This window comes from Nocardia sp. GP40 (genome assembly GCF_050434125.1).
GTDB classification, from domain to species: Bacteria; Actinomycetota; Actinomycetes; order Mycobacteriales; family Mycobacteriaceae; genus Nocardia; species Nocardia albiluteola.
Genome location: NZ_JBNPVW010000006.1, coordinates 41,856 through 61,729 on the forward strand (window position 1 = coordinate 41,856; position 19,874 = coordinate 61,729).

The 19,874-nt window shown below is 66.7% G+C and carries 20 protein-coding genes and 1 pseudogene; 7 read left to right on the forward strand and 14 right to left on the reverse strand.

Annotated features, from left to right (window positions below):
• Window positions 1-242: 242 nt before the first annotated feature.
• The 4 genes from ABH933_RS19055 to ABH933_RS19070 form a co-directional block, all read right to left on the reverse strand.
• Window positions 243-3,035: an aminotransferase class I/II-fold pyridoxal phosphate-dependent enzyme gene (locus tag ABH933_RS19055; RefSeq protein ID WP_429423539.1), complete on the reverse strand. Its 2,793-nt coding sequence runs from the start codon at window positions 3,033-3,035 to the stop codon at window positions 243-245.
• A gap of 460 nt (window positions 3,036-3,495) precedes the next feature.
• Window positions 3,496-4,467: an IS110 family transposase gene (locus tag ABH933_RS19060; protein WP_429423540.1), complete on the reverse strand. Its 972-nt coding sequence runs from the start codon at window positions 4,465-4,467 to the stop codon at window positions 3,496-3,498.
• 376 nt (window positions 4,468-4,843) lie between these two features.
• Window positions 4,844-5,581 carry an SDR family NAD(P)-dependent oxidoreductase gene (locus ABH933_RS19065; protein WP_429423541.1) on the reverse strand — a complete coding sequence of 246 codons (738 nt, stop codon included), beginning with the start codon at window positions 5,579-5,581 and terminating at the stop codon, window positions 4,844-4,846.
• Window positions 5,582-5,760: 179 nt separating this feature from the next.
• Window positions 5,761-6,633 carry an NAD(P)-dependent oxidoreductase gene (locus ABH933_RS19070; protein ID WP_429423542.1) on the reverse strand — a complete coding sequence of 291 codons (873 nt, stop codon included), beginning with the start codon at window positions 6,631-6,633 and terminating at the stop codon, window positions 5,761-5,763.
• Between the two features lie 153 nt (window positions 6,634-6,786).
• On the opposite strand from ABH933_RS19070, the gene ABH933_RS19075 reads away from it, so the two are divergent.
• Both ABH933_RS19075 and ABH933_RS19080 read left to right on the forward strand, forming a co-directional pair.
• Window positions 6,787-7,896 carry an agmatine deiminase family protein gene (locus ABH933_RS19075; RefSeq protein WP_429423543.1) on the forward strand — a complete coding sequence of 370 codons (1,110 nt, stop codon included), beginning with the start codon at window positions 6,787-6,789 and terminating at the stop codon, window positions 7,894-7,896.
• A 28-nt stretch (window positions 7,897-7,924) separates the two neighbouring features.
• Complete coding sequence (locus tag ABH933_RS19080) at window positions 7,925-8,497, forward strand: TetR/AcrR family transcriptional regulator (protein WP_429423544.1); 573 nt, start codon at window positions 7,925-7,927, stop codon at window positions 8,495-8,497.
• A 6-nt stretch (window positions 8,498-8,503) separates the two neighbouring features.
• Here the strand turns inward: ABH933_RS19080 and ABH933_RS19085 are convergent, their stop codons facing one another.
• The 3 genes from ABH933_RS19085 to ABH933_RS19095 form a co-directional block, all read right to left on the reverse strand.
• Window positions 8,504-8,875 (reverse strand): VOC family protein, encoded by a 372-nt coding sequence (locus ABH933_RS19085; RefSeq protein ID WP_429423545.1) that lies wholly within the window; start codon window positions 8,873-8,875, stop codon window positions 8,504-8,506.
• Between the two features lie 72 nt (window positions 8,876-8,947).
• On the reverse strand, window positions 8,948-9,445 hold the full coding sequence (locus ABH933_RS19090; RefSeq protein ID WP_429423546.1) for a hypothetical protein: 498 nt from the start codon (window positions 9,443-9,445) through the stop codon (window positions 8,948-8,950).
• A gap of 218 nt (window positions 9,446-9,663) precedes the next feature.
• On the reverse strand, window positions 9,664-10,770 hold the full coding sequence (locus ABH933_RS19095; protein ID WP_429423772.1) for a hypothetical protein: 1,107 nt from the start codon (window positions 10,768-10,770) through the stop codon (window positions 9,664-9,666).
• Window positions 10,771-11,173: 403 nt separating this feature from the next.
• Here ABH933_RS19095 and ABH933_RS19100 point away from each other — a divergent pair, with 403 nt between their 5' ends.
• Both ABH933_RS19100 and ABH933_RS19105 read left to right on the forward strand, forming a co-directional pair.
• Window positions 11,174-11,755 carry a TetR/AcrR family transcriptional regulator gene (locus ABH933_RS19100; RefSeq protein WP_429423547.1) on the forward strand — a complete coding sequence of 194 codons (582 nt, stop codon included), beginning with the start codon at window positions 11,174-11,176 and terminating at the stop codon, window positions 11,753-11,755.
• Window positions 11,756-11,794: 39 nt separating this feature from the next.
• The gene (locus ABH933_RS19105) at window positions 11,795-12,583 is read left to right on the forward strand and encodes an SDR family oxidoreductase (protein ID WP_429423548.1); all 789 of its coding nucleotides are present in this window, start codon (window positions 11,795-11,797) and stop codon (window positions 12,581-12,583) included.
• A gap of 210 nt (window positions 12,584-12,793) precedes the next feature.
• On the opposite strand, the gene ABH933_RS19110 is transcribed toward ABH933_RS19105, so the two are convergent.
• Entirely contained in the window at window positions 12,794-13,366 is a 573-nt protein-coding gene (locus ABH933_RS19110; protein ID WP_429423549.1) for a YbhB/YbcL family Raf kinase inhibitor-like protein, read from the reverse strand.
• Window positions 13,363-13,857, reverse strand: coding sequence for a MarR family winged helix-turn-helix transcriptional regulator (locus ABH933_RS19115; RefSeq protein ID WP_429423550.1), 495 nt, complete (start codon window positions 13,855-13,857; stop codon window positions 13,363-13,365). The genes ABH933_RS19110 and ABH933_RS19115 overlap by 4 nt, the downstream gene beginning before the upstream one ends.
• Window positions 13,858-14,000: 143 nt before the next feature.
• Between ABH933_RS19115 and ABH933_RS19120 the strand changes: the two genes are divergently transcribed.
• Entirely contained in the window at window positions 14,001-15,461 is a 1,461-nt protein-coding gene (locus ABH933_RS19120; RefSeq protein ID WP_429423551.1) for an MFS transporter, read from the forward strand.
• Window positions 15,462-15,570: 109 nt separating this feature from the next.
• The gene (locus tag ABH933_RS19125) at window positions 15,571-16,245 is read left to right on the forward strand and encodes a dienelactone hydrolase family protein (RefSeq protein ID WP_429423552.1); all 675 of its coding nucleotides are present in this window, start codon (window positions 15,571-15,573) and stop codon (window positions 16,243-16,245) included.
• Between the two features lie 236 nt (window positions 16,246-16,481).
• Here the strand turns inward: ABH933_RS19125 and ABH933_RS19130 are convergent, their stop codons facing one another.
• From ABH933_RS19130 to ABH933_RS19145, 4 genes are all read right to left on the reverse strand, one after another.
• On the reverse strand, window positions 16,482-17,096 hold the full coding sequence (locus ABH933_RS19130) for a TIGR03086 family metal-binding protein (RefSeq protein ID WP_429423553.1): 615 nt from the start codon (window positions 17,094-17,096) through the stop codon (window positions 16,482-16,484).
• Window positions 17,089-17,379, reverse strand: coding sequence for a hypothetical protein (locus ABH933_RS19135; protein WP_429423555.1), 291 nt, complete (start codon window positions 17,377-17,379; stop codon window positions 17,089-17,091). Before ABH933_RS19135 ends, ABH933_RS19130 begins: the two co-directional genes overlap by 8 nt.
• 142 nt (window positions 17,380-17,521) lie before the next feature.
• Complete coding sequence (locus ABH933_RS19140; protein ID WP_429423556.1) at window positions 17,522-17,932, reverse strand: nuclear transport factor 2 family protein; 411 nt, start codon at window positions 17,930-17,932, stop codon at window positions 17,522-17,524.
• 136 nt (window positions 17,933-18,068) lie between these two features.
• Window positions 18,069-18,497: a Mu transposase domain-containing protein gene (locus ABH933_RS19145; protein WP_429423557.1), complete on the reverse strand. Its 429-nt coding sequence runs from the start codon at window positions 18,495-18,497 to the stop codon at window positions 18,069-18,071.
• Window positions 18,498-18,749: 252 nt separating this feature from the next.
• On the opposite strand from ABH933_RS19145, the pseudogene ABH933_RS19150 reads away from it, so the two are divergent.
• Window positions 18,750-19,079: pseudogene (locus tag ABH933_RS19150) on the forward strand (Tn3 family transposase); the annotation flags it as partial.
• 7 nt (window positions 19,080-19,086) lie between these two features.
• Here the strand turns inward: ABH933_RS19150 and ABH933_RS19155 are convergent.
• Entirely contained in the window at window positions 19,087-19,872 is a 786-nt protein-coding gene (locus ABH933_RS19155; protein ID WP_429423558.1) for a MerR family transcriptional regulator, read from the reverse strand.
• Window positions 19,873-19,874: the final 2 nt, after the last annotated feature.

Consider the following 19,874-nt stretch of genomic DNA (forward strand, 5'->3'; position numbering starts at 1 on the left):
GCGACCGACTGGGCCAACTACGCCGCCATCCGGACCCGCCGGACACCCGCATATCCCTGAACATCGGCGGCATACGAGCACGTCAAATATGGGATGGCACCAACAGTAACTCCTTAGCGCCGGATCGGGCGGAAATGCTCCTCGACCGCCTAGGTGGGCAGCTTGCCGCCACAACAGCCCCGCCGCTCGTGATCATGAACCGCTTCTGCTCGTAGGTGTGGCAGCGCCAACAACTGCGCCCCCTATCCGGGGGTGGCCGACGTCGATGCTGGAGCTGCCTCCAGCGCACCGCCCGCCCCGGCACTTGCACACCGAGCCGCGACCAGCCGGGCGAGCGCGGCCTCGGTGAAGACCGACAACCCGAGGTCGGGGTTGTATCCGTGAATTTCCTTGACGTCGAGTTCGGCCAGGAAATACAGGATCTCCCGCGAGATCACCTGACCTGGGACCAGCACCGGGAAGCCGGGCGGGTACGGGACGACGAAGGTGGTGGACACCAGGGTCTTCCCCTTGGCGAGCCGTCGCCCGGCGTCGCCGAGCAGGACGTGTTCGCGGTCGGACTCCTCGTACCCGGCATAGAAGGCCGATCGCATATCGCCGAACGAGCTGGCGCCGTCGGGACGAAATACGCTGTCGAACTCACTGAAGTCGGGCAGTGCCGGCAGCTCCTCGGTGATCTCGTGGACCCGTCGCTGCTGCAGGGCACGATCGGCCGCACCGGCCGCGTTCCGGCTGCGCTCGAGGTCGGTAGCCACTCGGCGCAGCACGTCGAGCAGGTAGTGCACGCTCGACCAGGTGACGCCAATCGTGAAGATCAGCAGCACACTGTTGATCGAGGTCTTGTTGATCTGGATGCCGAACCGGTCCATCAGGACGTGCTCGCGGAACTCGAACCCATTCATGCCCGTCTCACCGATGAACAGGGTGACCCGGGTCGGATCGAGCACGAACTGATCGGACCGCCACGCCTCGTTCCACTCCGCCAAACCACCCAGCCTGACCTGCTGGTACGAGCTGACCGCAGAGCGCCGGAACTCGTCGGGCACCAGGTCGGCCTCGTCGAGGATGCGGAACCACTTGCCGATCAGCCGGTCCTTGCGGACCCGGTGACGGAAGACCAGCGCCATTTCGTAGACGTTCCGGACCAGCTGGAAACCCTCGATGTCGACCTGCCGCCGCGCCAGGTCCAACGACGCCAGGAGTTGCTGGTTCGGCGAGGTTGAGGTGTGGGTCAGGAACGCCTCGGCGAACATATCCTGGACGAGAGCCCGGAAATCCTGGTCGCGGACATGGATCATCGACGCCTGCCGAAGCGCCGAGAGCGACTTGTGGGTGGAGTGCGTCGCATACACGCGTACCCGCGCCCGTCCGGGATCGGGAAGCAGTCGGCGCTCGCCCCACTCGGCCCGGTCGACTTCCCGCATCGAGGCACGCCACACGTGGTACATCTCGGCATACCCAGGCGAGGACAGTGCCGATTCGAGTTGCTCGGCGGCCACCATCGCGGTCCGCTGCCGGGCCCACGGCACCGCGGTCGCGAACGCGTACCACGCCTCGTCCCACAGGAAGCAGATGTCCGGCTTGATCGCCAGGACTTCCTCCATCACACGCCGGGGGTTGTAGACGACGCCGTCGAACGTGCAGTTGGTGAGCACCAGCATGCGTACCCGGTCTAGTTGTCCGGCCGCTTCGAGGTCCAGCAGCGCCTTCTTGATGGTGTACAGGGACACCGCTCCGTAGATCGCGAACGGCGTGAGCGGGTAGGCGTCCAGGTACATCGGGTACGCCCCGGCGAGCACTAGGCCGTAGTGGTGCGACTTGTGGCAATTGCGATCGATCAAAACGATGTCGCCCGGCCGGGTCAGGGCCTGCAGCACGATCTTGTTCGCGGTGGATGTCCCGTTGGTGACGAAATACGTCTGATCGGCGCACCATGTCTTCGCGGCTTTATTCATCGCCGACCTGATCGTGCCGTGTGGATCCAGCAGTGAGTCCAGCCCGCCGGAAGTGGCCGACGTCTCGGCCATGAAGATGTTGCGGCCGTAGAACTCGCCCATGTCCTGCAGCGACCTGGAGTTGAAGATGCTGGCGCCGCGCGCGACGGGAAGGGCGTGGAATTGGCCGACCGGCTCGGCCGCATAGGCACGCAGGGCGTCGAAGAACGGTGTGGCGAAGCGGCTCCGGAAGCCGGCGAGCACCGTGCTGTACAGGTCGGTGACATCGTTGAGCCGATAGAACGTGCGGTCATAGACGTTCGGCTGGTCCTCGGTCTCCGCAGCGATCGACTCGTCGGTGAGCAGGTACAGGTCGATGTGCGGTCGCAACTGCTTGATCCACTCACCGCATTCGACCCAGCTCTTCGTGCGCTCGGTCACGATCACGTCCTCGTTCACGCCGAGCAACGTGGTCATCAACGGCACCCGGTCGCGGGAACGCAGCGGCAGGTCGTGCCGGATGATCGCCGCCTGAATCTCGCCGTTCAGCGCGACGGCGGTGATGGCGTCTTCGATGCTCGCGACCACGAGCAACTCGAACTGAACATCGTCGGACGGGTCACGAAGTGCCCGCAGGCTCACCGCCAGGCCCTCGGGAGCTTCGGGCAGGGAGTCGTCGCCGAGCAGGACGGTGAAGAACTGCTGCTGTTTGGTTCGCGCCACGAGTTCCTGATCGGCCAGCGGTGCGGAGGTGTCGAACACCACTGCGCCGTCGCCGTACTCCGAGAGCAGGCGGACAGCCAGCGCCACCCCCTCGGTGAGCTGCACCGTGGCCAGATCGGCGATATATCCGTTAAACGCCGCCAATCTGGCCGCACCCGGGTACAGCCAGTACCGCTCGTAGGCGCCGAGCCGATCGAGCAGGCGCCGCACCCGGGCGGCTTCGTGCGTGGTGTCCAGCCCGGCGCTGTTGACCTCGGCGAGCCGCTGACACGCGTCGTCGAGCAGATTCCACGTGTCGATTCGCGAATACGACGGATTCGCCACCGCCGCCAGCGCGGAGACAGTAAGCCCTTTCGCGCGTTCGCCGTCTTGGTGCATGTCCTCGGTTTCGCCACCAATCAGTGCATGCGAGGCGATCTGTCGACAACATCGGATCACCCTGGAACATTCATCCTGCAAATATTGTGTCCCGCCATCGAGCGAATTCCTAGCCACAATCCCAGGGCCACACCGGCGAATTTCCGACACTCCCCGCCCGTCACCGAACGCAATAACCGATCTCGCGAGCACTGTCGAAAAGGTCGGCCCGGCCGGGCGCGATTCCCGAGCCGAGTCGCATGTTGGACACGGGATTCCGCGACACCGTGGCGATGGTAAGGTCCTGCCGCTTTGCCGACTCCGGTTCACCGGCGCCCTACACACCTGGGGCTTCGCCATCTACCTGCTGGAGGAGTGAGTTTCGTTTGTACGAATCAGGCAGCCGTGGAGGATGCCGACGAGGCGGTTGCCGAGTTGGCGTAGTTCGGCGCTGTGTTCGACCTCGCGGGCACGAAGCTCGTCATAGTAGGTGCGGCAGGCCGTGTCGTGCAGGATCGCGGCGCTCGTTGTGCACGAACCGGGCGTGAACTGTCTTGGTTTTGCCGGACTGGCGGGTGATCGGGGAGGTTCCGGCGTAGTTCTTGCGGGACTTGGCGTCGGTGTAACGCCGCGGCGCGTCACCGAACTCGGCGAGCACCCGGGCGCCGGTGATCGGCCCCATGCCAGGCAGGCTGAGGTAGATCTCAGCGTCCGGGTGCCGGCCAAAACACTGCTTCACCTCGGTTTCCATCAGCTTGATCTGCTCGTTGAGGGTGGTCAGGATCGCCGCGCTCGCCCGGACCGACGCTGCGTAGGCGCTGGTGACCACGGCGGGCTGGCCCAGCTGCGCAGTCGCCAACGCGGCCACGATCGCGGCGGCCTTGGCTTCGATGTCGTGGCGGCGGGCCCGCCGCAGCACGGCGGTGATCTGCTCGAGTGTCAGCCGGGCTGCTGTGCCCGGATCCGGTGCGGCGCCCAGCAGTTCGAGGGTATCGGCACCGGCCAGGCCCAGTGGCTTGTAAGCCAGGGTCTGATGGGCACGAGCGGCGACCTTGACCGCCTCGGCGATGTCGGAGTCCGCGGCGACCTGGCGCAACTGGTGGCGGCGGGTGCGCACCATGTCGGCCAGGGCGCGGGCATCGGTTTTGTCGTCCTTGGCGCCCGATAGAGACACCAGTTCACGGTGGCGGGCAGCCTGTTTCGGGTTGACCCCGTATACCTGATACCCGGCCGCGACCAGCGCCCGCACCCAGGGACCGCGGTCGGTCTCGATGCACACCAGTACCTGCCCAGGATCAGATCTGTCGGGCAGGAACCGGGCGATCAGTTCGTGCAGGCGGGTCATGCCCTCCATTCCCTCGGGCAACCTGGCGGTTTTCACCGTCCGGCCGTGCTCGTCCTGCACCTCCACATCGTGGTGGTCTTCGGCCCAGTCGTCTCCGACGAACAACATTCGCGCTCCGAACTGCCATGTTCGGTTGTGGGCAGCCACCGGGAGACGCAGCGGACTAATGGACCAGTACTCACGCCAAATGCCTTGGCGGGCACGACATCCCTTCAGTTGTTTCGCTCCCGGACCACCGGCAGGGCACGGTCTGACACCAGAACTCGAAGCTCTGTCGGCGAGAGTGCTCACCTGTCGGCGGCTACGGCACCGAGTCTGCCTCATCGGCTCACCCGGCAGCTCCCATTAGTCGGCGTGGCCGAGGAGTTCGGCGATGTACGAACCCGGCTCGGGAACGAACTCGGCACCGAATGCCTCTACGGTCACCCCGCCGGGAATGGCGCTGCGACCGTGTGCCGTTCGGCGATGCGGGTGCTGGTCGCGCTCAGTGCAGGTACGACGCCCCGTTGACGTCCAGCACTGCCCCCGAGCTCCAGACAGCTTCGGGCGAGGCGAGATACCTTACGGCGGCGGCGATCTCGGCCGGTTCGGCCACACGTCCGAACGGGCTCTGTGCGCGCACGGCGTCGGTCACCCGGTCCGCGACCCGTTCGGTGGCGACGAATCCGGGCGCGACCGAGGCGACGGCGATCCCGAAGGGGGCGAGCGCGACCGCCAGGGACTGCCCGAGCGCCTGCACCGCGGCCTTGGTGGCGCCATAGGCGGGATGGTCCGGCTCACCCCGGAAGGCGCCGCGGGAACCGACGTTGACGATGCGCCCGGATATCCCTCGGTCGATCATATGCCTTGCCGCGCAGTAGGATACGTTCGCGGTGCCGAGCAGATTCACGTCCACGGTGCGGCGCCACGCGTCCTGCCACCCGTCGTAGTCGATGGTGGCCAGCGGCTGCGGCAGGTTCACCGCCGCGTTGTTGACCAGCACGTGCACCGCGCCCAGCGCGACGACCGCGGAGTCCACCACGGCCGCGGCCCCGGCCGGGTCGCCGATGTCGCCGCCGATCAGCACGTGGCCGTCACCGCTCAGATCGTGCAGGGTGTCCTGGGCATCCTCGCGTCGCGAAGAATAGTGGACCGCGACGCGGTCGCCGTTGTCCGCGAACGCTTTCGCGATCGCCCGCCCGATCCCCCGCGAGGCCCCCGTCACCAGCACTCCGCGATTCACAGCCCGACCACCTGCCCATTCACCATGCGTACGAGCCTGCCACATCACCTCTCGCGCGCGGACGCCGCCGCCGGTTGAGTGCGGGGGTTGCTGCCGTGCCAGCGCGCTGCCGGACGGTGCACAGGATTACTGCCACCCCTCGGCGACCGAACACCCGGGGCCGGGTTCGTTCCGCGAGATCATTCGCGCAGCAGATCGATGACCTTGGTTTCGCTGAGCTCCCCATGCCCGGCCGCGACCAGCCGGGTGAAGATGCCCAGGGCCGTGTGCCCGAGGGCGGCGGGGTTGCCGACCGCCTCGGCGAGCTCGACTCCGATGCGCGTGTCCTTCAGGCGCAGGGCCGCGGTGAAATCGATGTCGCGGTCGTGGATGTCGTCCAGGATCAGCCTGCTGATCCGCACGACGGTGGGGCTCGCCGCGCCGCCGCGGGACAGGGCGTCCACGACGGTAGGCAGGTCCAGGCCGGCCAGCTCGGCGGTGCGCAGCGCCTCCGCGGTCGCGGCGATCTGGATCGAGCCCAGCAGGTTCTGCATCAGCTTGTACGCGGTGCCCGCGCCCACCTCTCCGAAGCGAACGATGCTGGTGCACAACGGTTCCAGCAGCGGGCGGGCGGCCTCGAGGTCCGCGGCGTCAGCGCCCGCGAACAGCGTCAGCTTCCCGGCCGCGGCCGCCGCGGGCAGCCCGGTGACCGGCAGGTCGAGATACCGAAGCCCGTGCGCGGCAGCATCTTTCGCAAGCTCCAGCACATGCGGCCGCGAGAGCGTGGAGCATTCGATCGCGAACGCGCCCGCGGCGGGCGCGCCCGCCAGCGCCCCGTCCGGCCCCGACCACACCGCCCGCGAAGCGTCGTCGTCGGCGACCATGGAGATGATCGCTTCCGCATCCTGCACCGCGGACCGCGGCGTCTCGGCGGAAACAGCGCCGCGCGCGACGAGAGTTGCTACACCGCCCGCCGATCGGTTGTAGACCCGCACTTCGTGCCCGGCGTCCACCATCCGCCCGGCCATCCCCGATCCCATCCGGCCCAACCCCAGAAACGCAATCCTCGCCACCCGCGTCATCCTATCGAGGCTGCGGCGACCCAGCTCCGCCTCGCCGATCCTCGTGACGCGGAAGTCGGCCACGTCACACACTCCCATCTTGACTGAAATTTCAGTCAGGATTTAGGGTCGTGTCCACAGTCCACACGCGAGGAGACCCCCGAGATGCGGCGACGCACATTCGTTCAGCAGTCGATGGCCACAGTCGGCGGCCTGCTGCTGGCAGCTTGCGGCGACCAGAGCGGGCCTACCAGCAACAGGCACGAGGGGAGAAAGTGGATGATGCCCGAGGAGGGGCGTCCGCACGCGCGGACATGGATGGCCTTCGGCGCCAGCGAACGGATCTGGGGCCCCGACCTGCTACCGCAGGTGCGACGCGACCTCGCCACTGTCGCCACCACCATCGCCCGGTTCGAGCCGGTGTCGATGCTGGTGCGGACCGCGGACATGGATGTGGCCCGGGGCCTGATCGGGAGTGCGACCGTCGAGCTGATCGCCGCGGAGATCGATGATCTGTGGATGCGCGACACCGGCCCGGTGTTCGTGACCGGCGACGGCGCGCGGGCCGGGGTCGATTTCAACTTCAACGGCTGGGGCGGCAAGCAGCGACACAGCCGCGATGCCCGAGTCGCGCAGTTCGTCACCGCACGCGCGGGGGTCGAGGGGGTACGCACCGATCTGGTGCTGGAGGGCGGTGCCCTCGAGGTGGACGGCGAGGGCACCGCGATCATCACCGAGAGCTGCGTGCTCAACAGCAACCGCAACCCGGGCTGGAAGAAGAACGACGTCGAGGAGGAGCTCGCCTACCTGTTGGGCATCGAGAAGGTGATCTGGTTGCCCGGCATCGCGGGGCACGACATCACCGACGGCCACACCGATTTCTACGCCCGCTTCGCCGGGCCCGGCGTCGTGGTCGCGGGCCTGGACAACGACGAGACGTCATTCGACTACGACGTCACCCGTCGTCACCTCGACATCCTGCGTTCGGCCACGGACGCCCGCGGTCGCAGACTGCGGGTGGAGACGTTGGAGGGGCCCTCGACCATCCGGGTGAAGGGCGCCGGGGACGACTTCGCGGCCGGCTATGTGAACTTCTACGTGTGCAACGGCGCGGTCATCGCGCCCGAATTCGGTGACTCCGACACCGATGCGGCCACCGCGGCCACCCTGGGGCGGCTGTTCCCGGGCCGTCAGGTCGTGCAGATCGACATCGACACCATCGCGGCCGGTGGCGGCGGAATCCACTGCACCACCCAGCAGGAGCCCGCGGCGTAGCCGCACCTGCGCCCTACTGTGAGGAATCATGTCCGATCGTCGAACCCAGATCCTGGAGGCAGCCGTACGCGTCATCGCTCGCGATGGAGTACGTGGGCTGCGCGTGGAAAAGCTCGCCGCCGCGGCGGGTGTGTCCACCGCGCTCATCTACTACCACTTCCAGGATCGTGGTGGGGTGCTGCATGCGGCGCTCGAGCACATCAATCACCGCGCCGTGCGCTACACCGACCCCGCACTCGCGCAGAACGATCCCCGCACCCGGATCGTCACCATGCTGCTGCTCGAACTACAGGACACCGACGAGGTCCGCGAAACCAGCATCGCCTGGGGTGAACTGCGCGCCAGCGCCGTCTTCCACCACGACCTGCGCGAGGCCCTGCACACCACCACCGACGCGTGGAACGCCGACATCGCGGAGCTCATCGGCCAAGCGCAGGGCGCGGGCACGATCGGCCCCGACATCGACCCCGTCGCTGCCGCCGAACGCCTCACCGCCCTCGTCGAGGGACTCAGTGAACGCTGGCACAGTGGCTCCATCGACCTCGAGCGCGCTCGCGAACTGCTCACCGGCGCAATCAGTCTCGAACTCGACCGCGCGTGATCCCGATCAGCTCAGGCGGGCCCGAAGGAGGCAGAATTCGTTGCCCTCGGGGTCGGCTAGGACGTGCCACTGCTCCGCACCGGTCTGGCCGATGTCGGCCGGGCGCGCCCCGAGCGCCAGGAGGCGTTCGAGTTCGGCGTCCTGATCGCGGTCGGTGGCGTTGACATCGAAGTGGATTCGCAGTCGGCCGGCCTTGGGCTCGGTGGTGGGGCTGAAGATCAGGGTGGGCTGCAGTCCGCCGAACCCTTCTCGCGGCCCGATCTCCACCGCGCCGTCAGTGGTGTCGAGCACGACGAAATCCAGTACCTCGCACCAGAACTCCGCCAGCCGCGGGGCATCCAAGCACGGGATGATCAATTCGGAAATGCGACTTGCCATGTGCGGCACCCTACGGTCCGACCGTTCCGCGTGGCCAGTCTTTTGTCGGGGCCGACCGCAATTCGCGGGGTCTCAGATCGGCAGGAGGCCGTGACGCGGGTGTTGGCGTGCACGCGGCAGCACCATCACCCCGGTGCCCTCGCCCGTGGTGTGCGGGCCGAGGCCGCTCAGGTCTATCGACAGTCGACGGCTCACCATCCATGCTCCGAACAGCAGATCCTGCCCGGGGTCCGCGCCCGAGACGTCCTCCGGTTCCTCGATCTCGGGCAGGCGGTCGTCCCCGCAGCGCTCCTCCAGCATGGCCGCATACGCGTCCGCCATACGCATCGTCGCAGGCACCGGATCGATGAGGTCGAGTGCGTCCAGGACCGCCGCCTGATCGGTGGTCGGCAGCGCGTACCAGGCACCGTTCAACTGTTGCCGACGCAATGGTTCGGGTGTCTCGACGCGCTGTTTCATCCGGATCAACCGCTCCAGCGCCAGCAAATCCTTCGCGCCGATCTGGTCCCAACCGTATTCGGCAAGCATCTCCAGTGTCATCCGGCGTCGCAACGGCTCCGACTCCCCCATCGCCCGTAGTAGATTCGCCGTGCCCGGCCCCGCATTGCCCACCGACCATATCGCGTGGCGGCGGATCGATTCCGTCGTACTACCGAGCAGCGTGAGCACGACCGGCAGATGTGTGCACTGGTGTGGAGCAATGCCGGTGCCGCATCGGTTGTTCCATCGCATTGCGCAATCGATCGTCGAATGGTCCGATCCGGCTCACGAAAACCCGCCATTCCCAACTACTTACGCCCGATCTCGGCCTGGGCGAGCAGATCGTCGGCGAGGCGCTCGGCGCGTTCGGCGCGGGCGAGGATCTGTGCACGGGCGTCGTCCAGGGCTGCCAGGCGTTCGGCGGCCTCGCGCTGCGCGGCCGCAGCGGCGGTGGCGTGTTCGGCGCGCAGGGCCGTGACCTCGGCGGCTGCGGCGCTGCGGACGTCGGCGAGCTCGGCTCGGGCGGTGGCGATCTCGGCCCGCGCTCGGGTCAGTTCGGCGCGGGTGCCGGTGAGGTCGTCGCGGGCCTGTGTGAGGGCCTCGTTGCGTTCGGCGACCGCGGCCTCGGCACGGTCGATGGCGCGTTCGGCGTCGGCGGCGCGCTGCACGGCGAGGTCGCGTTCGGCCGCGGCGGCGGTGACCTGCTGGGCGGCTTCGCGTTTGGCGCGCTCGGCCTCGGCGCCGGCCTTCTGGCGGGCCAGCGCGATCTCCTCGGCGGCCTGTTCGCGGGCGCGTTCGACATCCTCCGCGGCCTCGCGGCGGGCGGTGCGCACTTGAGCTTCGGCCTCGGTGCGCGCGGCGAAGACGTCGTCGGCGGCGCGGGTGGTGATGCGCTGGACCTCGGTGAGGGCATCGTCTCGGGCGGCCAGGGCCTCGGCGATGCGAGCCTCGGCGGCGTCGGCGGCCGCGGCCGCATCCTCCGCGGCGGATTCGGCCGCCGCCCGCGCCTCGTTCGCCTCGCGCCGGGCCTGTTCGGCGGCGACCGCGGCGATGTCGGCCTCGGCGATGCGCCGTGCTGCCTCGGCCTGCACGGCCTGGACCTGCGCCTCGGCGACGGCCGGATCGGCGAGCGCGGAGAGTTCGGCGACCGCGGTGGTAAGCGTGCCGCCGAGCTGTTCGGCCAGTGTGCGGAACTGGGTGAGCAGTTGATCGGCGCGCAGCCGCGCGACGGTGACCGGACCCTGTTGCGTCACAGTGACGTTCGCGGCCGGGGTCTGGGCTTCCTCCTGTTGCAGGCGCTGGCGCTCCCGCCAGGCCCGCCAGCGGGTGTGCTCGGGGTGGTCGCAGTATTCCGAGGGCCGCCCGGGCCCGCCGCCGCGGGTGACCGTCCGGGAGCAGCCCGGGTAGTTGCACATCGTCGTCACCGGGAAATCGTAGCGTTGGTTTCGTCATATCGAACGAATTAACACGAAACGAATCTTGGTGGGACTCAATTCGATTCGTTCCGTGCTGACCCCCGATAAGTGAACGTTATCGGCGGTCAGGATCGGAAACTCCCCCCATTGACCGCCTTCGAAATACGTTTACGTTTGGTGTCACATAACGCAACGTATCTACAACGAATCTCGTTGGATACTAGGGTCGCTGGTACGCAGGTACCAATCTCGAATTCCTCGGCGTCGGCGGCCGGGCCCTGTTGTGCGATATTATCCGTGCGGATAATGTTATCTCTATGGATAACGAAGTTTCCCGCCTCGTTGAGCCACCGGGCGATCGGCCCGCCAGCTGCGCCGAGGTCGGCACGGAGGCGCAGCGGTCATGACCATCCATCGGGCGGCGACCGCGGCCCGCAAACAACAGATCACCGGTGCCGCGGTCGCTCTGCTGGGCGAGCTGGGCTATCAGGCCACCACCTTCGAGGCCATCTGCAACAGGGCTGGGCTCAGCAGCAAGCGGCTGATCACCTATCACTTCTCCAGCAAGGACGAGTTGTTCGCGGCCATCGCCGATCAGATCGTCGCCGACGCCGACGCCCACACGCGGACCACCCTGGAGGCCGCGACCGGCGCCCGTGAACTGCTCGCCGCCGTCATCCGGGCGAACGTGGCGTTCATCGCCGATAACCTGCCGCAGGTGCGGGCGCTCCAGCAGATCCTTCTCAACGGCGGTCACGGCGTCTGGGAGCGTCACCACACCGAATCGGTGAACCGGCTGGCCCGTCTGTTCGCGCAGGGCCAGCGCACCGGAGGCTTCCGCCCTTTCGATCCGCAGGTCATGGCAGCGGCGCTACGAGCCTCCATCGACAGTGTGGTCCCGCTCCTTTCCGCTGGTCTCGACCCCGGCCTCTGTGGAACCGAACTGGTCGAACTCTTCGACCGCGCGACGAGTGAACGGCCCTGACGCGAAGGCGTAATCGGCGTGCACACGGAAGGAACAGCAATGACGTACACAGAGGTTGCCGGGCGTACGTATGTCGTGACCGGCTCCGCCTCGGGCATCGGTGCGGCGACCGCGACGATGCTGCGCGAGCGTGGCGCCAAGGTCATCGGCTGCGACCTCGGCGACGCCGATATCGAGGCCGACTTGTCCACCCCGCAGGGCCGGCAAGCGCTGATCGACCAGGTGGCCGAGTGCGGGCCCATCGACGCAGTGCTCGCCGTGGCCGGGGGCGGCAAGACCGGTCTCCTCGAGACGAACTACTTCGGCGCTGTCTCGACGCTGGAAGGGTTACGGCCACTGCTGGCGAAGAGTGCGGCGCCCCGAGCCGTGGTCGTGTCCTCGACCTCGTCGCTGGCGCCCGCGGATGAGCGCGTGGTGCAAGCATGCCTCGACGGCGACGAAGCCGCCGCCGTCGCCTACGTCGACGCGGACCCATCCATCGGCGGCACCACAGGTGCTTACGGCATCGCCAAACGTGCGCTGAATCGTTGGGTACGCAGGGTTGCCCCGACACCCCTGTGGGCGGGAGCCGGCATCGCCCTCAATGCTGTCGCGCCCGGCGTCGTCGACACACCCGCGGCCGCTTGGATCCTCGCGAACGAAGACACCCGCACCGCCATGGAAACCGCGGCGCCGCAACCGTTCGGTGGCTTTCCCGGGCGCCCGGAATGGGTCGGCGAGCTCATCTGCTGGCTCGCCGGCGCGGACAACCGATTCGTGACCGGTCAGGTCATCTTTGCCGACGGGGGTGCGGAGACGGCGTTGATCGGAGACCTGCACTGGCGTTGAGGGCCAACAGCAGGCCAGGAGGTCGTGCTCACCACGACGAAATTCGACCGATTCGCGCGGAACATAGCCGACATCGACCGCATCATCAGCAGCGCTACGCCGCGGACCCGACCCTCGTCATGAATCGATGTGTGTGCAGGTCGGTCATTGCGCGGCCTCCTCGACTTGGCGCGGTTCACGTTCACCGTGTTCTTGGTTCGCCGGCACATGTCAGTTGCGTCCGTAGAAGCCGTCGAGGCGACCACGGGCGAGGACGTGACCGGTAGTGGTGAGGACGTCGCGCGGCTTGCCGGAGTCGAGTGTGGCGCCGCGCGCTCGCTCGGCGAGGGGAGTGCCGAGCGCGAAGAGCTGGAATACATATCGATGTGGGCCATGGCTTTTCGGCGGCGCCATGCCGAAGTAGCCGCTGCCGATACCCGACCGCAGGACCCGTACGCCCTCGGCGGGGCCAGCGACGTCGAGGCCACCGGCGGCCAGGCTGGTAGTCGAGGCGTCGAGCAACGCGAGGCAGTGAACGAAGGGCATGCGTGTGGGGGCGTCGGGATCCTCGACAACCAGCAGTAACTGCGCCGTGTCCGCTGGGACCGGCGACCACGTCAGGGCGGGTGAGAGATTCTCACCGCCGACCCGTGTCGCGGCGTGCACGGTCGCGATTGCGTGTTCATGTTCGAAATCCGGGCTGCTCAGCGCCAGTGTCTCGGCACCGGCGAGATTCGGGGCGTGCCAAGCGAGTCCTGCGTGTCCTGTCCGCTGACTCTTGGTCGGGTCAATGCGTACTGTCATGTGGTTTCCTCGGGGTTTTGCTTGGTCGGGTTGTCCCGTAGGTGGGTAACCTCGTCGAGGGTGCTGCGTTCGGATCGTTCGATGAATCGCAGCAGTGAGCCGAGCTCCTCGGTACCGAAGACCTCGAGGTCCTCGTGGGTGCGAGCGGCCAGCCCTTCGAAGTAGGCCGCGATGCGCGTCAGGCTCTCGGCGGTCGTTTCGATCAATACGCGACGCCGATCCCCGGGATCGTTGACTCGCGTGATGCAGCCGGCCGCGTCGAGCCGATCGATCATACGCGACACCGATCCCGGGGTGAGACCGACGCGACGCGCGAGTTCGGCGGCGGTGGCGGGACCGTGCTGGTTCAGCACATGCAGGCAGTCCAGATCGCTGGGGGCCACACCCATCCGGTCGGCGATCAGCCGATTGAGTTGCGCGAGCGCATTGACCCATCCGGGTAATGCGGCCAGCACTCGATCTTCGGTTTCCCGCCGTGAACTGTGACTCACCCTTGGCCTCCCTGTGGTTCGGGTACGCCCGCGAACCTACCTTAAATAAGTGTGTCATGCAACTATTGTGCAACACACCAGATTCGTGACACACTCATTGCGCCACGCACTTAGTGTGTGGCGCAATTTAGAGAAGGATGTTGATGCCACAACGAATCACCGGAACCACCCGCACGATCGCGCTCACGGTCGTGCTGCTCGCGGCCTTCATGGACCTGATGGACGTGACGATCCTGAACGTGATGCTGCCGACGATCGAAGCCGATCTGCGCGCCGGTCCGGCGGCGCTGGAATGGATGCTGTCCGGCTACACCCTCGCGCTGGCCGCCGGCCTGATCGCCGGCGCCCGCCTGGGCGATCGATGGGGACACAAACGCGTGTTCATCATCGGTATCGCCGGATTCACCGCCGCATCGGCGCTGTGCTCGGTCTCGATCGACCCCGGCATGCTCATCGCGGCGCGAGTCGGGCAAGGACTCTTCGCCGCGGCCATGATTCCGCAGGTGCTTTCGCAGATCCAATTGCTGTATCGCACAGAGGAACGCGGGCCGGCCATGGCCGCGTTCTCGGCCCTGTCCGGAATCGCCGCGACCCTCGGCCCGATCCTCGGACCGGTGCTGCTCGATTGGAACCTCGCCGGGCAGGGCTGGCGACTGGTCTTCTGGGTGAACGTCCCGGTCGGCGTCTTCGCCGCGATCGCCGCGGCCCGGCTGCTGCCCGATGGGCATCGTGACAACGATCAGCAGTTGGATCCGATGTCGGTCCTGCTCGCCGGTTCCGGTCTGGCACTGGTGATCTACCCGCTCATCACCGCATCGGCGGGCACCGGCTGGCCGTCCTGGGCCTACCTGGTCATCGCAGCCGGGCTGGCAGCGCTTGCTCTCCTCTATGTCCGGCAGCGGCGCATCGCAGCGCGCGGCGGGCGGCCGCTCATCGACCTAACCGTCCTGGCGAAGCGCTCCCTGGCGGGCGGGCTCGCGGTCCAGTTGTTGTTCCTGGTGCCGATCATGGGGTTCTTCCTCACCGTCATGCAGTTCCTGCAGCGCGGACTCGCCATGAGCCCGCTGCACGCCGGATCGACCATGCTGGCCTGGTCGATCACCGTCACCGTGTTCGCCGGACTGGCCGCCACTGTGCTCCTGCCCCGGATCGGCAGGCGCACAGTCCAACTCGGACTCGTCATCACCGCCATCGGCCTGGCGCTACTGGCCACCGTCGCCGCACATGCGCACAGCCACACGGGAACACTCGATCTACTGCCCGGCATCCTGGTCGGCGCGGCCGGCATGGGACTGGTCGTCGCCCCCATCGCCCAGCTCACCCTCGCCGACCTCGCGCCCGATCGAATCGGCACGGGCTCGGGCCTTTTCAACACCGTCAGCCAACTCGGCGCCTGCATCGGCGTCGCCGCGATCGGCACCCTCTTCTTCGGCGGACTCCACCACAACATTGGCACAGATCGCCCGGCCGCCTACAGCCACGCCTTCGAACAGACACTCTGGATCAGCGTCGGGCTGCTCGCTGCCGCCTTCGCGATCAGCTACGCCCTGCCCCGCCCCGAGGCTGCAGCGCACCGACACCCCGCCCCGGCCGCCGCGCACTGACATCAGCTCGAAACATATACCACCACAGGAGAATCCATGCCCACCAAGACCCTGCACATCCCCACCGCAGACGGCCACGCCGACGCCTTCGCCGCCTACCCCGACCACGGTGACCGGCTTTCGGGAGTGCTTGTACACCGACGCCTTCGGCCTGCGACCCGAATTGAAGGACAGGGCCCGCGAATTGGCCGCGCACGGATACTACGTGCTCGTCCCCAACCTCTACTACCGGCACGCACCCGCACCGGTGATCACCCTCCCCGGCCACATCAGCGAAGAGATCCGGCCCACGATCATCGCTGAACTGTGGCCGCTGATCCAGGCACACACCACCGAACGCGTCCTGCGCGACGCCGACGCCTACCTCGAATTCCTCACCGCCCAGCCCGAAGCCGCCACCGGATCCGTCGGCGTCATCGGCTACTGCCTCGGCGCCGCCCTGGCAATGCGCACCGCGACAGCCCACCCCGACCGCGTCGCCGCCCTGGCCGGATTCCACCCCGGATTCCTCGTCACCGACGCCCCCGACAGCCCCCATCAGGAACTCTCCCGCCTCACCGCCCAAGTCCACCTCGGCCTCGCCGTCGGCGACATGCGCGCCGAGACGATCGACAAACTCAACCAGGCCTTCGATTCTGCAGGCATCGACCACACCACCGAGATCTACCCCGACACCGTCCACGGCTACACCATGTCCGACACCGACGCCTTCAACCCCGAAGCCCTACAACGCCATTGGGACCGCCTGCTCCCACTCCTCGACCGAACCCTCACCACCGTCTGAGATTCCACCGGCAATCCGATCCGGCATACACAACTGCCCGCAGCCTCACCAGGCCATCGCAGGTTCGCTCGCCTTGGAGCAGTCCCTGGCCGGCGCGCCCGTGTCGCACACGGCAGTAGTGGTGTAACTGAACGGGATCTGGTGCTCACGCGATGATGCTCCGCCGCAACCGCTCCGAAGCCAGCCCACTGTGGCTTGCCCCGACATCGGCAGGCAACCCTGAATAACATTGACGCTCAGCGGATGTCGGGGCTTCTGCCCATCAGCCGTAGCAGCCGGTCCTGTCGCGTCCCGGCGGCAGTATTCACACTGCCGGGTGCGGCGAAGAACCGGTGGGTTGTATCCACGGACGTAGGCATTTCGTCCAGCCCGTCGTAGATCTCGTGGAGATGGTTGTCGATCCAGGCGATCAGGTCGGTGTCGAGTTCATCCTCAATACCCATGGCCCGAGCCAGATCCCAGGTGTGAATGACGGTGTCGGTGGTGCGTACAGCGAGAGCCTGTTGCCCGAGAACCTGCCCCATGGGGTAGTCGAAAACCCGATGCAGGACTCCAGGCACAGCGAACGCGGCACGGCAGTCCCGCACGGACTCGGTGTAGGCGAGTATCGGATCGTCGCCCATCGCATCGACGTCTCGCAGGCGCAGGAATTCATCGCGGCTGCCACCCTCGAGTAGCAGCAGGTAGTTGAGGTTTCCTCGAACCATGTGGTTGACCAGTTGTCGCACATTCCACTCGGTGCAAGGTGTCGGCCAATCCCATTGATCGGGCCGAACCGTCTGCAATCGTCGCTCGAATTCGGCACTCGCCAGCACGAACCGGTCGATGATCCCGTCGAAAACCTCACTCACACAACACAGCCTGCCTCCCTTCCACGTCCGGCACCGGCGGAGATCGGACCTCGCATTTGTCACAACGGCCAATCGCCGAGGGATGGTCCCGCTCTCGCATGCCGCGACCTTTGCTGTCGCCGCCTTCGATGAAGTCGCTCGGCAGCACCGCCGCGGCATCCATCCCCGTCACATGCTGCGGCACCAACACCGCCCCGATCACCGACCGGCCATCTGCAACAACAGCGCCCGCCACCGCCTCCGGGTCTTCGAGTCTGTCGGCCTCGGTGAGGATTTCGTTCATTGTCTCCCGAAGATGCCGGTGCAGTTTGCATTCGCAGGTAGATGGAAGCCTACCTAAGGGCACCGTGCCCGGCGCGTCTCGTCAGCGTGCCTCTGCGAGTCAGGCGCCCTGGCGCCGGGCCGTCGCCCGGGGATGTTCGAACTCAGGCCGGGGTCAGGGGTTTCAGCACCCGCTCGACCAGAGCGGTGTCGCAATGCTCGACGATCTCTGCTATGCGGCCATCGACGATCCGGAAGATGAAGCAGTAGATTTGCGGGTAGGTCGCGCCGTCGAGGGTGGTGCCCCGACCGTGTGCTTGCACCACCACTCGATCGTCATCGGCCAGGATCAGATCTGCGACCATACGAAAATCGCCCTTGAACTGCGCCATCAGCGGCCGCAGAAGCCCCTCTACCACAACGGATTTCGGGCCCCAGCTACGCGACCAGGACCACTGGCCCGGAAATGTCCACGTGCAGTCCTCGGACATGGCTTCGGTAAGCGCGCGGCCGTTGCCCTGGGCCAGTTCGTCGAAAATGCTGCAGATCAGTGCCTTGTTCTCAGTAGTGCTCATATCGGCGAAACTACGGACAGCGCCGCTATGCGACAAACGACTATTTCACATAGCCGGTATTCCATACTCTCATAGGCGCGTTCATCGATTTCCGATAAAGCAGAACACCCTGGACGGGGTCAGGAAAACTTCCGGGTCACACCCACGACCGTGCTGTGCCGTGCCGTGAACGGATTTGATCATGGCGATCGGAGATCGGCGTCGGCCAACCGTCCCGCCACAGCTGCGGCGCCCAGGGCGCGGACGGATAGAGCTCGTCGAGGACCACCGGGTTGCCCAGGATGGAGCGACGGTGGCGGACGATCTCGGTGGCGACGCCGTCGACCAGAGCGGTTACCACGAGATCGTCGCCGTGCCAGCGGACGATTACTTCCTGGCCGTGGTGGTGCGGCACCGAGTAACGGACCTGGTCGACGCGGATGGTGGAGTCTTTGTCGTGAACGTGGCGGGGCACTGCGGGTTTCCAGGTGGGGTCGGGCATTGAACTCGGCCATGAACGCATCGCAGCGGCTTCGATCTCGGCGAACGAGGCGTAGTGCTCGCGCAGGTTTATCTCGGTGGTCATCAGGTCGCATTTGGCGATCTTCACGGTGTTCTCGGCTCCGCGTCCGGAGGCCGGGTCGACGGGCAGACAGGTGCGGATGATGGTTCCGTAGTGACCACCGATGGCGACTGGGAATGGTCTTGTCCAGCACCGGGATCGCCACTCGGAACCGTGACCGGGCCAGCCAGGCGCACCATAACGTCACTCGCCGCTCACCCAATCGGTGGCCTTGCTGGTCGGCAAGCTGTCGGCGGCGGGTCGGCAGAACGCTCATCCATCCATGCCCTCAAACGTGGCCTCATCTATGCTCACGAAGGTGCCTTCCGTGCCCATCATCTGGAAGCCCAGACCGAACAAGCCTGGTGCCTGACCTTGGCCACGGATGCGGTAATCGCCTGGACGACAGAGTATTACGGGCTCGCGGTCGAGCGGATGCGCCGTCAGGGCCGCCGGATAGACGCCGATGTGCCGGCCCACATCTCACCCGCGCACAGCGAGAACATCAACTTCTTCGGCGCGATCGAGGTCGACATCGACGCCGAACTCGCCCAGCTCGGTCCGACTGGCTACTGCCCTTTGCGGGTCCGTGACACGCTGTTCTGATCTGAGGTCAGTGGGTGTTTGGTCTGGGGATGCGGATGCCGGCGGAGCGGAGCTTGGTTTCGACCAGTGCGACTGCTCGGTCGGGGGCCGAGTCTTGCTGTTGTCCGTGCTGGGCGATCAACTGATATCGGGTTGCGGCCTCGGTGCGGGCTTGCAGGCCGGTCACGATTTTCAGGTGGGCAGGGTTGGCCAGGTAGTGGTCGGCCATGGCGGTGGCGAGTTCTTCGATGCGCGGGTCGTCGGATTTCCAGGTTGCGGCTTGGGCGGCGCGTTGGATCAGAGCGACGTAGTGGGGGTCGTCGAGGGCTTGCTCGAGGTGGGTCAGATAGTCGTCGAAGCCTTCTGGGACAAGGGCTTTGGCCAGTACCCATCCCTCTCGGGTGGCGGCTACCTCGTCAGCGGGGAAACCGAGGGCCGGCATTCGTTCCAGTAGCGTTACCGCGCGGTCCCCTAGGAGCGCGCGGTCGCCGTCGGCAAGTCGGTGGAGGGTGTCTCGTCGTGCGATCAGCTCGTCGATGCGTGTGGTGAGTTGGCGCTCGGTGTCGGCGAGTGCAGTGGCGAATGAAGTGGGGTCGGCGTCGAGCATGGGCCCGATCTCGGCGAGGGGAACTCCGGCGGCGGCCAGGGTGCGGACCTGTACCAGCCGCAGTAATTCGGTTGATCCGTAACGCCGGAAGCCGGAGGTGTCGCGTTCGGGCTCGGCGACGAGGCCGAGCTTGTGGTAGTGCCGCACGGTTTTCACGGTGACGCCGACGAATGCCGCCGCCTGCCCGATCGTGACTCCGTTTCTCATTC

Excerpts from the sequence above, each read along its gene's own strand:
- ABH933_RS19055 (WP_429423539.1), bottom strand. The coding sequence starts at position 3,035 with ATGCACCAAGACGGCGAACGCGCGAAAGGGCTTACTGTCTCCGCGCTG.
- ABH933_RS19060 (WP_429423540.1), bottom strand. The coding sequence starts at position 4,467 with ATGTTGTTCGTCGGAGACGACTGGGCCGAAGACCACCACGATGTGGAG.
- ABH933_RS19075 (WP_429423543.1), top strand. The coding sequence starts at position 6,787 with ATGCGGCGACGCACATTCGTTCAGCAGTCGATGGCCACAGTCGGCGGC.
- ABH933_RS19080 (WP_429423544.1), top strand. The coding sequence starts at position 7,925 with ATGTCCGATCGTCGAACCCAGATCCTGGAGGCAGCCGTACGCGTCATC.
- ABH933_RS19085 (WP_429423545.1), bottom strand. The coding sequence starts at position 8,875 with ATGGCAAGTCGCATTTCCGAATTGATCATCCCGTGCTTGGATGCCCCG.
- ABH933_RS19090 (WP_429423546.1), bottom strand. The coding sequence starts at position 9,445 with ATGGGGGAGTCGGAGCCGTTGCGACGCCGGATGACACTGGAGATGCTT.
- ABH933_RS19095 (WP_429423772.1), bottom strand. The coding sequence starts at position 10,770 with ATGTGCAACTACCCGGGCTGCTCCCGGACGGTCACCCGCGGCGGCGGG.
- ABH933_RS19100 (WP_429423547.1), top strand. The coding sequence starts at position 11,174 with ATGACCATCCATCGGGCGGCGACCGCGGCCCGCAAACAACAGATCACC.
- ABH933_RS19105 (WP_429423548.1), top strand. The coding sequence starts at position 11,795 with ATGACGTACACAGAGGTTGCCGGGCGTACGTATGTCGTGACCGGCTCC.
- ABH933_RS19110 (WP_429423549.1), bottom strand. The coding sequence starts at position 13,366 with ATGACAGTACGCATTGACCCGACCAAGAGTCAGCGGACAGGACACGCA.
- ABH933_RS19120 (WP_429423551.1), top strand. The coding sequence starts at position 14,001 with ATGCCACAACGAATCACCGGAACCACCCGCACGATCGCGCTCACGGTC.
- ABH933_RS19135 (WP_429423555.1), bottom strand. The coding sequence starts at position 17,379 with ATGAACGAAATCCTCACCGAGGCCGACAGACTCGAAGACCCGGAGGCG.
- ABH933_RS19140 (WP_429423556.1), bottom strand. The coding sequence starts at position 17,932 with ATGAGCACTACTGAGAACAAGGCACTGATCTGCAGCATTTTCGACGAA.
- ABH933_RS19145 (WP_429423557.1), bottom strand. The coding sequence starts at position 18,497 with ATGACCACCGAGATAAACCTGCGCGAGCACTACGCCTCGTTCGCCGAG.
- ABH933_RS19155 (WP_429423558.1), bottom strand. The coding sequence starts at position 19,872 with ATGAGAAACGGAGTCACGATCGGGCAGGCGGCGGCATTCGTCGGCGTC.